This window comes from Serratia sp. JSRIV001 (genome assembly GCF_019968745.1).
Lineage (GTDB): Bacteria > Pseudomonadota > Gammaproteobacteria > Enterobacterales > Enterobacteriaceae > Chania > Chania fonticola_B.
This window is the reverse complement of the sequence record NZ_CP074147.1, coordinates 665680-679269: the sequence shown is the minus strand read 5'-3', so window position 1 is coordinate 679269 and position 13590 is coordinate 665680. Positions and strand designations below refer to the sequence as shown.

The following is a 13590-nucleotide window of genomic DNA, read 5'->3' as shown; positions in this document are numbered from 1 at the left end:
GGCATGCTCTTAATGAAACTTCACTGATGTTACCGGATGAACTTATCTCTATATATTCATTCACAGGTGACATTATGTTTAATATTTACAGCGTTAACTATGCTTCAATGAGCAATGAGAAATCTGAAGATCTCTTTATGTTAAGAAAAAATACCTTTAAAGACAGACTGCAATGGGCTGTCGACTGCTCTGACGGCAAGGAGGTCGATCAGTTTGATAATGACAAGACCAATTATATTTTCGGCGTGGAGAACGGCATGATTATATGCGGAACCAGGATGATAGACATGAAATACCAAAATATGTTGAACAGTACATTCTCCTCATTCTTTAACAATGTCAACATTCCAGAAGGCAACTACATTGAATCCACGCGTTTCTTCGTGGATAAAGAAAGAACCCACTCGCTGTTAGGCCGTAAATTTCCTGTCACTATGGCTTTGTTTCTCTCACTGATTAACTACGCGCGGCAACATCACTATGATGGCATTCTTGCCGTCGCCAGCCATCCGATGATGCACATCATCAGAACCTCCGGCTGGAATGTCACCGTGTTGGAAACCGGTGTTTCCGAGAAAGATGAGCCGGTCTATCTGTTGCTCGGCCATGTCGACTCTGAGAGCCAGAGGAAGCTAAAAGCCAAGATATTCAGCAAGTACAGCACAGCGGACGAAACCAGGCTGAACGACTGGCCGCTGGCGGCTGAGCCTTCTTTGTAATCAACTAACCGGTTTAATCAGTTGAAGTTCCACACCTAGACGTATTGCATGCCGGGCATTTGCGACTCCAAGCTTTTTGACGATGTTGGACATATGAAACTTGACCGTACGCGTAGTGATCCCCAGGATCATCCCCGTTTCCTGATAGGTTTTGCCCACGCTGGCCCAGTAGAGGATTTCGTTTTCCCGTTCGGTAAATTGGGCGCTTTTTTCCGAGCGAGAGGCGTTTTTTTCTGACAGCGAATTCAGGGTTAGATATATCTCATGCACTGACGCCAGTAAAACAGAGATGTCACCTTTATTCTTGATCAGCGTTTGGGTTAATTCCGCTCTGGTTTCAGGGGCAAGAATAAAAGATAACGTGACCAGGTTATTATTATAATCATGCAATACAAACGTATAGCCGTTATTCAGTCCAAATTTCCTGGCCCGCTCGAAGAGTTCGGAAAAATGAAACCCTCCCCCCGTCATCAGATTTTCATCCCATGAAAAAGGCGTTAGCCGGTTGAGCGCAGTGATCACCACCGGATCGGTATACTGTAAACCGTTGGCTTTATAATGCTCTACCCACTCACCAGGATAGTTGGTTACCCCAAAGATGCAGGACATATCTTTTTTCGATAACACCACATATGCCCAGATAAATTCCCCGAGATCGTTTAATGTCGCTTCGAGGTGCGTTTTTATAATGTTACTGATATGTTCTTCGTTTTCCATTAACGACCTACCCCCGATTGCTTAAATAATTTCCACCTGGCGAATATAGCAGATAAGGACGCCAGGCAGAAGGCTCCTGGTTTTCTGCCCAGGAGCGGTCCCACTCATAGTCAAGCATCTGTTATTCGAAGTACACCTCGGGGTTATCCGCCAGAGAAATGAAATTCTTGGTATTTTTATCCAGCGTGCGGATCTCGCCACTTTCGATGTCGTACACCCAGCCGTGCAGGCGTAGTGCGTTGTCGCGCAGCCCAACGGCAACGGACGGGTGAGTCTTAATATTATTTAGCTGGGCTATCACGTTCTCTTCAACCATAGCGTTAACTTTGTCGATTTCGCTATTCCAGGTTTTCTTCTCTACCACCGCTTTGGCCGCGTCCGCATAGTGTAGCCAGTGAGCAACAGCAGGCATCGGGTCAAGGCACTGGCAAGAAGCGATAGCCTTCATGGCGCCGCAGTTCGAGTGGCCGCAAATCACGATATCAGTAACGCCTAGCGCCACAACCGCGTATTCGATGGTCGCCGACACCCCACCCGGCTCCGGGCCAAAGGAAGGGACGATGTTGCCTGCGTTACGGATAACGAAAAGCTGCCCCGGATCTTGCTGGGTTACCAGCTCGGGTACCAGGCGGCTGTCAGAACACGAAATAAAAAGCGCTTTAGGATTCTGGCTGGAGGCAAGGCTGCGAAAGAGCTCCTTACGCTGCGGGAAAATCTCTTTCTGGAAACTGAGGAAACCTTCAATAATATGTTGCATAGCACACTCTCTAGATCTGTAGTCTCGATAGTATGATAATCCTTGCTGGCTAAGCTGGAAAGCGGGCCAAACCTTAAGCTAGACATCCCAGAGGTTCAGCGGGGTGCTTTTAGTACGAGTTGACTATCTGCAAGGAACATAAGAGCCCAGGTAACACAGACGTTGCATAAATGGACGATGCAGATACGGGGCAGTGAATACGTACAAATCCCCTTCCCTCCTTCGAAGCAGTTTCAAAAGTGCTAATATTCTGGCGTTTTAAACCATTTTTAGTAAAAATATTAGCATCACACGTCATCCCCTTGCTGCTTCATGTCGAAATTATGCTAATATTATGGCGTAATCTGTACTAAAAAGATAAAATATTGACATCATGGCGAAAAAAACAGCACCATTACTTCCTACAACTAACCAATTGCTGACTGATTTTGGTGAGCGGCTGAAACTTGCGCGTCTTCGGCGCAAACTAACGGCCAAACAGGTGGCAGAACGGGCAGGTATGTCGCCAATGACACTGCGTTCGCTTGAGGCAGGGGGAGCAGGCGTTACTATAGGTGCATATTTATCTGTCATGCAGGTGTTAGGGCTTGAAAACGATCTGAATCAGTTGGCCGCCGAAGATCAACTAGGTCGCCAACTTCAGGATTCCCGGCTGATAAAGAACGACATCGTTTTCACTTCCAAGGCAAAACCAAGTAAAGCCCCGGCAGACAAAAAACCGCGCCCTGAGGTTGCCTACAGGTACGAAAGATCAGACAAACAGGCAGCTGCAACAACAAAAGCTGGCTCCGTAGCAAACAATACGGCCCGCAAAACGACAGGCACAACGTCGGCCGATCTGGTTGCTCTGCTAAAACCATTGAAGAAGTCAATCAAAGGGAGCTAACGATGGCGATGATTGGGGTATATGCAGACTGGGATGGAATGCACGGGCCAAAGCGAGTTGGCTTCCTGCATAGCCGACAAACTCGTACGCGAGAGTTATTTGAATTTCAGTATGACCCTCTAGCATTGGCCGATCCCGACCTCAATCGTTTGCAACTTGATCCAGAAATTCTTTTATTCGAAGGTGCCCAGTACCCCACTCACCCACGGGATAAATTCGGCATATTTGGCGACTCCAGTCCCGATCGCTGGGGCCGAATACTGATGAAGCGTCGCCTTGAACGGGATATTCGTGCCGGCATCCAAACTGAAGGAACCAGGCTATACGAATCAAATTATCTCTTGGGTGTACATGATCTTTATCGAGTAGGGGCCCTACGCTACAAGCTTAATGATGAAGGTGAATTTCTTGATAACCGAGCTGACGAAGCGGCTCCTCCCTTTACCGAAATTCACGCTTTAGAAAGGGCAAGCCGCGCACTAGAAGATGATCCAGACAATACATCCCTACAGGGTCAGGAATGGCTGCGGATGCTCATTGCTCCGGGTGGTTCTCTAGGTGGCGCAAGGCCCAAAGCAAGTGTCGTGGACAAGCATGGCCATCTCTATATCGCAAAATTTCCCAGCACCAAAGATGATTACGATGTTGGCGGCTGGGAGATGGTGGCCAATGCTCTCGCCGTGGGTTGTGGGCTGAACGTCGCAACAGCTGAAGCGCATAAATATGCCAGCGATTACCACTGCTTTATGGTCCGTCGGTTCGACCGTACAGGATCCGGCCAGCGCCTTCATTTTGCTTCTGCCATGACAATGACCAGACATCAAGATGGTGATGATGCCTCTACAGGTGTCAGTTATCTTGAACTTGCAGACGTCCTGATAAGACATGGCGCACAAACAAAAACCGACCTGCAAGAACTCTGGTCAAGGATTGTTTTCAATATTCTTGTCTCTAACACCGATGATCACCTACGCAATCATGGTTTCATTTTGGTCCCTGGTAAAGGCTGGCGGCTTTCTGAAGCCTACGATATGAACCCCGTTCCTTGGTCTGACGGCCTAAAGCTTAATATCACCGAAGCAGATAATGCACTAGATCTCGAACTGGCACGTGAAGTCGCTGAATATTTCCGTTTGAGCTTGACGCAGGCCGATGAAATTATTGAAAACTTTATGGGGATCGTGGCTCAATGGAGGACAATTGCTGATGGTTTGGGACTATCTCTTCGGGAGCAGGAAAGAATGTCTGAAGCATTTAGAGTTGCGAATGGATAACCCTAGCAAACATACGACACCTAGCCTACTGTTCTACTAGAGTACTGAGCACTGGTTAGCAATGAAATCACTGAGTTTTTCCGTTCAATCAATCCGGTGGCAAAGCAAATTGCAGACGTTCGTACGTAAACCCCAAGTTGATGTTGATTGAATCAGGTTGTCTGAAAAACCTCAAGAAGCCTTGCGAATACTGAATTTCAGGCACAAAAAAAGCCGCTCGAAGGCGACTTGATTTGCGTACTGACTAATGGTGCGAAGGCCGGACTCGCACATAATGATTAATCCTTTGATTTAAAATAAATAAAAATTTAATTTTTTATATTATACCAACATCGATACCAACACATAAAATCATTGATTTCGGGACTCGAATCGGAGCAGGCCCTACACAGGAAGATACCGGCAACCTACCGAGCGGCCAGCATTCCTGGGTAATGTTTGGTGATAATATCGTTCATCTTATCCACCAACGCCGGTTTCTTAAATGTTAGATGCGCGGAGCCTTTCATGAAGTATTTCATCGAAAAATACTCATCTTCATACACCTTCGCCATCTGCGGATTGGCACGAATATGCTCATAAAGCCGCGTGGTAATATCGCTACGGTTATCAGGCAGCGGTTTGCCATCCAGTAAATGCAGCATCCTCTCCAGATCGGCCAGTTGGTCACGCCGGTAACTGTGATTTAGTGTAAATCCCCATTGGTTGTAACTGACCAGACCGTTGACGATTATTTTTTTGCCAAATTTACAAGGGTGATTAGACTTGTAATCCCATGAGAGCGACTTGAAGACGTTGATCACGCCCCGTTCAAATACCTCACCCTTATCACGGTGCAATTGCTCGAATGTTGTGTAGATACTTTCTTCGCTGATAGCGGGCAAGTCTTTGCTCTCCAGGTTTCTGTACCACTGGTCACGCGCCTGAGCGTCCATCACGCTGAGCATGCCTGATTTCTTCATCAGATCTTGCCATAAATCGCGATCAAGATTGCGGGTGATCACCGGCATGGCCGTTTCTGCTTTCTCCATGAGCCAGCAGCCACAGCGGAACTCTTGTCGCATGGCCCAGTCTCTGGCTATTCCTCCACCGATGCTGTTGGTTATGGCCGAGATATCTTCAAGCTAGTGAATAAGGGCTTCAATCTGCGCCAGCGCGGCATTACGCCCGGTGACGATACGTTCAATGCTGGTAGAGCAAATCACTTCAGTGTGGCCGGTCAATACGTCGGGTTCAATGACGGTATTCAATGTGGTTGGCATCGCTGAATTCCTTAGAAACAAAATACCCGCGTCATCGCAGGCAGGGTTAAAGGTTGGGGGAGTGTGAGGGCTTACGGCTTATACCGGGTTGGGCGGTGTTGTCTGATAAACAGCGATATAGACATACCCAAAACTACCTAGCGAATCCGCTTCACAGCTAAAACCGGCGTGCTGGACGGTGACGCAATGCTGACGGCGTGGATCGAGTTCACCAGACCGCAGACAGGCTTCCAACTGTTCAATCAGCGCAGGGAAAGCGGCATCCAGCGTTTTAAGCGCATCAGGATCAAATGTGCCAACAAAACCGGCACGGTCAGCCAGAAAATGCAGATGATTACCCTGCTGGACCAACCGGGCTCCCAGGCGTGGTGTGATAGCAGATTGTAGGCCCCAGACAGGCGACGGAGTACTGTCGTTGCTGGTGATATTGGATTGTGTTTCCTTCATTGCCAAAATTCCTTGAACTTGAAAAAGTAAAACGCCAGCGGTGAAGCTGGCGTGTTGTTGGATTAGTGAGGTAAGTGAAGGGCTGTCAGGTGAGGCGTCTAATGACCGGGCTGCGCAAGCCCAGCGCACTGCGGGCACGTAACATATCGCCACCGTTCAGGGTCGGGTCTTGTGCCATCAGACTGAATCCGGGGCGATCAATGCGTACCAGGTCGAACTTCTCCACCAGTTCATTGACGGTTTCCCGTACCGTGACGCCATGCTCAATCTGTTGTGCTATGGCCTGATCGTCGTGATAGGGCGTATCGTTAAGCTCCAGGCCGTAACAGTGAGCCAGCAACCAGGCAAGTAGTTGCTGATACTCTGCCAAAGCTTGACGGGCATTCGCGGTAATCGGTGTGGCTGTGTTGATAATCATCATGGTGAATTAACCTCAAGAGAGTGGGGAAACCGGTAACTGACAGTGGTGGGTCAACCAATGGGCGACTTTCCGCCATTGCTTCACAGGGACATCAGATTCAATCGTCCAGGTCGTGGGGCACTGCGTATTGGCCAGAATTAGTACAGTTATCACCAGCCACTGGTACGGATAACCCCGCGTATCGCAGCGGATCAGGGCATAAGGTGTCTGGCGTTGGTAGAGGATGAACGGATCGCCTGCCTGATGCGCAATCCGTTCACCGTTAAAGCCGATCATGCCCAATCCCATCAGGTTGTTGTCGAAGCAGTATCGGCGGTTGCCGGTGTGTTCACAGGTAACGGGTGCTGCGGTTAATCCCAGCTTGTCTGGGTGTTGACACAGTTGCTGGTAAGCTGTGGTGGTGGCCTGGCATAAAGATTGCCAGTCTTGCGATTTCACGTTGCCATGTTGCAGAAAATGGAATACGCCAGGCACGGGCGATGTGCTCGTGTTCATGAGAAAGTGTCCTTTGAAAATAAATGGATAAGGCAAAGGTGAAACTTGGGGATATTACCAGTCGAAGGTGGTAAAGCCGGGCAAGACCTCACCCAGGGCATCAATATGCAGGTAGCTCAGTTTGTGTCGCTTTATCAGCGTGGTGACCAGATGGCGGCAGGACTTGGAAAGCCCCAGTCGTTTGAGTTGCAACACTGGGTGGGTCCACGCATCCAATCGCAGCAAATAGCCGGTGCCCGAAAACGAGATCCATTCACCGTCGCTAAATTCATCCTGACAATGCGAGATCCGGTACAGCACCGCATTGTCGTCTTCACTGATATGTGCCGAACTGCATTGCAGACCGAAACGCAAAAGAGGGGTTGTGGCGATCATCTGTAGTTTCCTTCCTTTATTGCGCCCACTTGTGGATAACAGCGTTGGTGATGCGCCAATACCTTCTCACGCCATTCCGGGCTGATTTCTGGGGCCATAGTCAGGTATTTCTTTGGACAACTGTAGTAACAAGGCTGTACCGATTCATCCATCGCCTTGTAGCCCTAACTTCCGCCGGAACCTTGCATCAGGGTACAGTGGATCGCGGTTCTGGAGGCTTTGGACGGATCTTTCGGTGTGCTTTGGACAACCGACCACAGGACATTGCCTCGTAGCGCATGCGCCAGCGTCACGTGATGATAGTGTTCAGTGTCATCGGTTTGGATCAGTGCCGCGATCAGCTCACGGCGAGAGCGGTGTGAAAATAACCAGCCCATAAAGCATGCTCCTTGAAAATGAGGGTGAGGAAATGAGGGTGATTGCTATCAGCCAGGTAACCAGCCGCGTTCGGTGAATGACACGATATCCAGACCACCGACAATCAGATGGTCCAAGACCTTCACATCAACCAGTACCAGCGCGTTGACCAGCCTGTCGGTGATTTGTCGGTCGGCCTGACTGGGTTCAGTTTCTCCAGAGGGATGGTTATGCGCCAGAATAACGGCTGCTGCGTTGTGGCGAAGTGCGGCCTTCACCACTTCACGGGGATGGACTTCCGTGCTTCTGATACTGCCGGTGAATAACGTTTCACATGCCAGCAGCCGGTGCTGATTATCGAGATACAACACGATAAACACTTCACGCTCCAGCCCGGCGAGTTGCAAACGTAACCAGTCGCGTGCGGTGTTGGTGGAGGTAAATAAGGCTCCTGGTTCACGCAGATGTTTTTCCAGTAATGACAGAGCACGTTTCACCGTGCGTTGCGCCGTTAACGGCAGTGCGGTTGACGCTAATAATGTTGAGGAATTCATGTTGATGCTCTCAGTCAATCAGGGCGAAAATGGCGCGGCTGTCGGGATGGTGCAGTGCGTATTCCCGTAACCGGTAGAAATGGTCAGTCATGGCTTCGCTCTCGGTGCGGCAGGCGTGGTGGCTGTAGGCCATCAGGCAGGCGGTGATCCCTGCGGCTTCCGCACTCATATCTGCCCCGTTGCCGTTCATGAGGTTAAACAGCGTCCAATTTTCATCGCTATCAGCCTCGGGGGCGATATAGGCCCCACCGTTACTGAGCGCGTAAAACGCCCACTGCCCACCGTGGTAATCGGCGCACAGGCGATCTAGCCAGCCGAAGATATGCGCCTCCAGAATGAGCCATTGCGGTATGCTGCCGAAGTGTTGCGGCCAGAAACGAGAGCGCTGGTTGCCAGGCACAACAGTGGCGGTCAGCGTGCTTTGCAGAGGTGTTGCTGTAGACGCGGTAAGATGTGTATTCATAGAAAATATCCTTATTGATGCGATAAATAACAAAACAGGCTCCGCCGGAAAACCGGGGAGCCTGTACGTTGGAGAGTGGTAAGAAAAGCAAGTATTTATTGAATAGAGGTTTATGGAGAAGTAGACGGTTGATTGCTACTTCCTGACCTTCTTAAAAAAACGTTGTGTTTCCCTGGATGTTGGCGTAACAAAAAGTTTTGCTGGAGTGTCATCAATATACCGACAGACAACCACACTCATCTTATCGGCCCATAAACGGCAAAGATAATGGGTTGTGCAGATCAATATCCGGAAACTGATCGTTAAAACCGATCGTCTATTGTCAGGCAGAAGCAGTGCACATTGCTGTATTTAGCCGTTTTGAGGTGTGTTGGGGATTATCAGGTGTAATTCGGTGCAGGATTGGGCATAGCCGTTAGCGTCAAAACGGACAGGCCAGTCACCATCCTCTTCAATTAACCGGCACAGGCTGACTTCACCCGGTCGATAACAAAGATGGCTGCACCAGGCGCACAGATCGTCATCGGATATTGAATGACAATCGGGTGTGTTATCCAGTAGCACCGGATGTGGGATTGTCTGTCTGGCGTTGGCAGGGATTGTCCACATCAGGCCACCGCCAGCCTAAGTTGCTCTGCCATCACCCATAACGCCCGGTTGAGCTTGATATCGCCATCAATCCCATTTATCGCACGGGTCTGTGCCCGTTTTCCTGTGGCACTGCGACCCGATAATCCCCCTTTGCTCAGGTTTTCCTGAACCCGTTGAAAAGTTGTCCACAAATCATCTTTCTTGTCTTCCCAGCGGCGGGGCATCAGGATTTGGCTTTCGGTCACCGGATGATGTTCTTCGCCGTAACGGTAGGTCAGTGCTGCGTGCGCCAGCGCATGTTGATGCTCCGGCGTCAATGTTAATGCCAGCATGCTTTCGCGGCTTTCTTCTATCCGGTCAAATATCCCCAAGACCTCGTAGGCCCCTTCAATGACCTTTTCCACGGCATTCCCCTGGTGTGGCACACGAATTTCGCCAAAACTCTGGCCGCAGACCAGACCGTTACTGCAAATTTGACGGAACCAGCCTGGTAGCATTTGATAGCTCGAAGAGCCATCGTGGCTATTTAGTAGAATGATTTCCTGTACTTCTTTCTGGGTGATTTGCCCTGAACGACGCAGTCGCAGCATGTGCTTGGTATGTTCACGTTTATCCACATCTCGCACACGGGTCTGGCAGGCGAAGAACGGTTCAAAGCCTTCTTCTCTCAACCGGTCCAGCAACGTAATGGTCGGAATATAGGCGTAACGGGCACTGCGGGATTGATGTTTGTCGTCCCCCAGGACGCTGGGCACGTACTGGGCTAACTCATCAACGGTTAATGGGCGGTCGCGGCGAACGGAATTCACCCGACCAAAACGGGAGGCTAAACGTGTCATGAGTCTTTCCTTTTTCAATTATCGCTAAATAACAAAGCAGGCTCCACCGGATAACCGGGGAGCCTGTTGAATGCTGCTAATTTATTTTTTACAGAAATGTCGTTAATAATATGGATGACAATCCGTAAGGAGGGAAACCTCTCAGGAAGGGAGGTTTATGAAGTGTATTAATACGTCAGTATTAATACCTCCTCTTGTGTTAAAGAATGATAGGGATCACAGGCAAGAAGAGCGTCAGTCTTCTTGCCTGATTAAATCCAGTTATTCACGCTGGTATAGATATTTATTGACGGAAAATAAAACGCTGGGGTTTATCAACAATCAATGCCATTATTTTTGCACATGGCATTTATAGTCAGGACCGCCATAGGCAGGAAACGCCTGTTTGAGCCCTTCTGTTGGGAAAGTATAGCGTTTATTCCCCACGGTCATCTCCAGGCTGCGTGCATTGCGGAAGGCGTTATAGAAGGCTGAAAATTTCTGTGGCGTGTTGTACACCTCCTGACTGAATGGCGCAGGGTAGGATTGTCCATCAATCGTCACGGACATAACGTTGACACCGGGAATGGCATAGTTGTAAGCAAGCTGTTTGTTATTCTTGGCATTGACGATTTCGGCTGCCGTTGTGGCAAAACCATCACAGGACAACACGAATTTGACCGAACCACTTTTATCTGTGGTGGTATAGACGTCGTTACCGTTGCTGTAACCACTTTGCCACGGAGAGGCCATTGTCAGCGTGGAGGTAAAAATCAGGCTTGCTACGATAGATTGGGATAATGTCAGTTTCATCAAAGATTCCTTATTGATTATGGCGTGTGAATAAAACGAGTCTGTGAATGGGGCCGTCGGTGGCGTTATTGTTTTTCAGGAGAATGTCCGTTTGATAAGGGCATCTGCCAGACCACCGATAAACAGTGTGGTGATGAAGAGGGCACCTGCTCGCCCAGTACGAATATTTCCTGATGAAAAGGCATTCGCTTTCATTGTGTCAGCGGCGGCTTTTTGTGCCTGGCAGGCAACAAACAGGGTGCCGATAATTCCCGTAGCCGTAGCAAGGTGGCGAAATAGAGACATGATGCTCCCCTAATTAACAAGATAATAGACGATGCTGTGATATTTATTGACCTGATTCGGATGCGGTCAATGCCTTGATATATTGAAAATGCGGTAACGCGGTGATGAATTTCTCTTCGCTGATGATGGTGTTGATGGCCTCCTTTTTGACGAATGTGCTGATGGTCAGCGTGATATCGCTCAGGTGGTGCATGTCAAACACCTGAATGATGTTGTTGATGGCAGCACACAGATACCAATCCCCGGCAAAATAAATCAGTTTGTAGGGTTCTGCGGCTGAGTGTTTCAGTCCTTCGTAAACAAAGCGGATAATGCGGTTTTCCACAATGGCCTGGGTAATGGCATAAAACCCACCGAATAACGACGGCAACCGCTTGGGGGGCGCATTATAGACGATATAGGGCGAGTCTAGTTCTCTGTTGAGCAGCACGGACAGTAACTTTCTGTCCAGTGCGGGAAAGAACTGCTTCACGTCAGTAATGCTGGCAAACTGGATGATGTCCCTGTCGGTACGAAAGGGGCGTTGGGAGTCAGCCAGCCGATAGCAACCCTCGCGGTGATCCATATCCAGACCAACCAGACGCGTGTTGAAATCCCGGTCCAATGTACGTAACGAGACATTGAACTCCCGGGCCAACGCAGCCACGGAGAGGGATTCGCCATTGAAGAGCCGACTGATTATGGAGGCTAGCCGGTAAGCGAGCCTGTCATGGCGACGTTCCTGTGCGGACATAATCGATTCCCTGAGTGAAAAGTTCCCCTGCACGACCGTACAGGGGCGTTGGTTATTGTTGTGCGAGGTGTTTCTGGCGCAGGTAGGCCACAATGATGCAGGCCGGTACGGTGACCCGATAGGCTGGGCCGGTGACGTCGGCAATGAGCCAGGCAGAACTCAGCGTCAAGCCGATGGGACCAGCCAGTACGGTCAGGGCTCGCTGTGCAACAAAGTAAGCCCCCATCGTGGCTATCCCTCCCAGGGCATTGATGACGCTGATGGCCGCCAGTGTGGCCATTTCCAGCGCCGCCACACCCGAGGTGAGAATGGCTGTCTGTACCGCTATCAGAATCAATGAAGGTGTTGGGTTGGACAGGTTTAGTTGCATATCTTGCGACAACTGCTGTAATTCCTCTTCGGTCATTTTTGACAGGCTTTTTTCCATCACTTTCAACAACATGTTCAGTTCTATCGTTTCAATGGTGCTGTCTTTGTTGACATTGACTTTGAGTTTTTTGCACACATCAGTCAGCAACTCCCGGTAGAGTACGCCCTTGTTTCGTCGAGTCAGGGTAGCCAGACTGTTGCCCCCGAACGCCTGGAGTTCAGCCCCGATGGCTGTCCAATACTTCTGGTGGTCGGGGTAAAACAGGCTATATTCCGGGGTGCTGGTCAGGCTTTCGGACCAGCGCTTTTTGCCGTCTTTGGTATCGTGGGTGAGCACAGAGACCAGTGCGCCCAGGTCGTCGTTGGTGCATTGCCCTAAAAATGTCAGGTCGGGGTCGATGCGGTAGGTCGCCATGGTATTTCTCCTGTGTAGGCCGTAAGCCGTGAACTGGCGACTACTGTAACGGAGAGGCCAGACAGGGTATGGCGGTCAAAAAGGTGATTTTCCTGAAACTGAAGGGTTGAATTGGACAGGATGTGACGCGGCAGGTAAGACAAAGATAGGTTCAGGCCTTAGGCAAAAAGGCGGCACAGGCCAATGCCCCTGCAGACCGTACTGCCAGATAATCCAGACCGCCGCTGACGACGCCACTCAGCAGTGGCACAAGATGGCTTAGGTGAGTCGTGGGGAGGCGAGTAGTCAGCCGAGTGGCCAAGCCTGTGGCGGTTTTTTCAGTCATCTGTTCAAGGGAGCGTGTAGACATCTGTTGGAACAAACAGGTGCCATACGCCTGCAAGGCGTCTTTAGCGACAGTGCCGCCGAGGCAGAGATAACTCAGATGACGGGTACGCAAGTCGTGAACATCGTATCCGCCCAGCAGGGCAATAGCGGCAATCAACCTGAACTGGAGCAATAACGGCCCAACCAGGCTGGCGGGTAGCGCAATAGGAAGCGTGACCATGCCACCCACACCCAGCATAAACCCACTGGTAGCCGCCTTGGCGGCTTCCCAGCGAACCAGACTCAGGGCGGCGCTTTGCGGGGTTGAAAAGGTATTGCGGTACAGCTCTGCCAACTGATGAGCAGAACTGATGCCTGGGCCACCTTGTAGGGCTTTGGCGTATAAAGCATCCAGCCATCGTGATAACGGGGAAAGAGAGGGTGTCTCATCATTCATACTGTGACCTGTTTCATTGAGTGGAAAACACACGCCACGCTCAAGGCTGTGGCGTAATTCCCTTCAGTGATATAGG

General features: G+C 50.0%; 18 protein-coding genes and 2 pseudogenes. 3 read left to right on the top strand and 17 right to left on the bottom strand.

Annotated elements, in window-relative coordinates; all coding sequences use genetic code 11:
- The first annotated feature begins 74 nt into the window (after window positions 1-74).
- On the top strand, window positions 75-719 hold the full coding sequence (locus KGP17_RS03010; protein ID WP_071682435.1) for an acyl-homoserine-lactone synthase: 645 nt from the start codon (window positions 75-77) through the stop codon (window positions 717-719).
- Here the strand turns inward: KGP17_RS03010 and KGP17_RS03005 are convergent, their stop codons facing one another.
- Together KGP17_RS03005 and KGP17_RS03000 are read right to left on the bottom strand one after the other, a co-directional pair.
- Window positions 720-1436 (bottom strand): LuxR family transcriptional regulator, encoded by a 717-nt coding sequence (locus KGP17_RS03005; protein ID WP_021179139.1) that lies wholly within the window; start codon window positions 1434-1436, stop codon window positions 720-722.
- Between the two features lie 121 nt (window positions 1437-1557).
- Entirely contained in the window at window positions 1558-2193 is a 636-nt protein-coding gene (locus tag KGP17_RS03000; protein ID WP_021179138.1) for a carbonic anhydrase, read from the bottom strand.
- Between the two features lie 373 nt (window positions 2194-2566).
- On the opposite strand from KGP17_RS03000, the gene KGP17_RS02995 reads away from it, so the two are divergent.
- Both KGP17_RS02995 and KGP17_RS02990 read left to right on the top strand, forming a co-directional pair.
- The gene (locus tag KGP17_RS02995; protein WP_021807854.1) at window positions 2567-3079 is read left to right on the top strand and encodes a helix-turn-helix domain-containing protein; all 513 of its coding nucleotides are present in this window, start codon (window positions 2567-2569) and stop codon (window positions 3077-3079) included.
- Between the two features lie 2 nt (window positions 3080-3081).
- On the top strand, window positions 3082-4353 hold the full coding sequence (locus tag KGP17_RS02990; RefSeq protein WP_059199595.1) for a type II toxin-antitoxin system HipA family toxin: 1272 nt from the start codon (window positions 3082-3084) through the stop codon (window positions 4351-4353).
- 407 nt (window positions 4354-4760) lie between these two features.
- On the opposite strand, the pseudogene KGP17_RS02985 reads toward KGP17_RS02990, so the two are convergent.
- From KGP17_RS02985 to KGP17_RS02915, 15 genes and pseudogenes are all read right to left on the bottom strand, one after another.
- Window positions 4761-5615 (bottom strand): annotated as a pseudogene (locus KGP17_RS02985) (DUF4942 domain-containing protein).
- Window positions 5616-5693: 78 nt separating this feature from the next.
- A complete protein-coding gene (locus KGP17_RS02980; RefSeq protein ID WP_223498843.1) occupies window positions 5694-6062 on the bottom strand; it encodes a type IV toxin-antitoxin system YeeU family antitoxin in 369 nt (122 codons plus the stop codon).
- A gap of 85 nt (window positions 6063-6147) precedes the next feature.
- Window positions 6148-6483, bottom strand: a complete 336-nt coding sequence (locus tag KGP17_RS02975) for a TA system toxin CbtA family protein (RefSeq protein WP_223498842.1) — start codon at window positions 6481-6483, stop codon at window positions 6148-6150.
- A 12-nt stretch (window positions 6484-6495) separates the two neighbouring features.
- A complete protein-coding gene (locus KGP17_RS02970; protein WP_223498841.1) occupies window positions 6496-6978 on the bottom strand; it encodes a hypothetical protein in 483 nt (160 codons plus the stop codon).
- 54 nt (window positions 6979-7032) lie between these two features.
- Entirely contained in the window at window positions 7033-7353 is a 321-nt protein-coding gene (locus KGP17_RS02965; protein WP_223498840.1) for a DUF5983 family protein, read from the bottom strand.
- Window positions 7350-7730 (bottom strand): annotated as a pseudogene (locus tag KGP17_RS02960) (hypothetical protein). Before KGP17_RS02960 ends, KGP17_RS02965 begins: the two are co-directional and overlap by 4 nt.
- A 48-nt stretch (window positions 7731-7778) precedes the next feature.
- Window positions 7779-8264: a DNA repair protein RadC gene (gene radC, locus KGP17_RS02955; protein WP_223498839.1), complete on the bottom strand. Its 486-nt coding sequence runs from the start codon at window positions 8262-8264 to the stop codon at window positions 7779-7781.
- 10 nt (window positions 8265-8274) lie between these two features.
- Complete coding sequence (locus KGP17_RS02950; protein ID WP_223498838.1) at window positions 8275-8727, bottom strand: antirestriction protein; 453 nt, start codon at window positions 8725-8727, stop codon at window positions 8275-8277.
- A 351-nt stretch (window positions 8728-9078) separates the two neighbouring features.
- Window positions 9079-9336 (bottom strand): hypothetical protein, encoded by a 258-nt coding sequence (locus KGP17_RS02945; RefSeq protein ID WP_223498837.1) that lies wholly within the window; start codon window positions 9334-9336, stop codon window positions 9079-9081.
- The gene (locus tag KGP17_RS02940) at window positions 9336-10157 is read right to left on the bottom strand and encodes a DUF932 domain-containing protein (protein ID WP_223498836.1); all 822 of its coding nucleotides are present in this window, start codon (window positions 10155-10157) and stop codon (window positions 9336-9338) included. Before KGP17_RS02940 ends, KGP17_RS02945 begins: the two co-directional genes overlap by 1 nt.
- Before the next feature lie 330 nt (window positions 10158-10487).
- Complete coding sequence (locus tag KGP17_RS02935) at window positions 10488-10949, bottom strand: hypothetical protein (protein ID WP_223498835.1); 462 nt, start codon at window positions 10947-10949, stop codon at window positions 10488-10490.
- A gap of 75 nt (window positions 10950-11024) precedes the next feature.
- The gene (locus tag KGP17_RS02930; RefSeq protein WP_223498834.1) at window positions 11025-11234 is read right to left on the bottom strand and encodes a hypothetical protein; all 210 of its coding nucleotides are present in this window, start codon (window positions 11232-11234) and stop codon (window positions 11025-11027) included.
- A gap of 43 nt (window positions 11235-11277) precedes the next feature.
- On the bottom strand, window positions 11278-11967 hold the full coding sequence (locus KGP17_RS02925) for a YafY family protein (RefSeq protein ID WP_223498833.1): 690 nt from the start codon (window positions 11965-11967) through the stop codon (window positions 11278-11280).
- A gap of 52 nt (window positions 11968-12019) precedes the next feature.
- Entirely contained in the window at window positions 12020-12751 is a 732-nt protein-coding gene (locus KGP17_RS02920; protein WP_223498832.1) for a DUF3944 domain-containing protein, read from the bottom strand.
- A 151-nt stretch (window positions 12752-12902) separates the two neighbouring features.
- Window positions 12903-13514: an EcsC family protein gene (locus KGP17_RS02915; RefSeq protein WP_223498831.1), complete on the bottom strand. Its 612-nt coding sequence runs from the start codon at window positions 13512-13514 to the stop codon at window positions 12903-12905.
- Window positions 13515-13590: the final 76 nt, after the last annotated feature.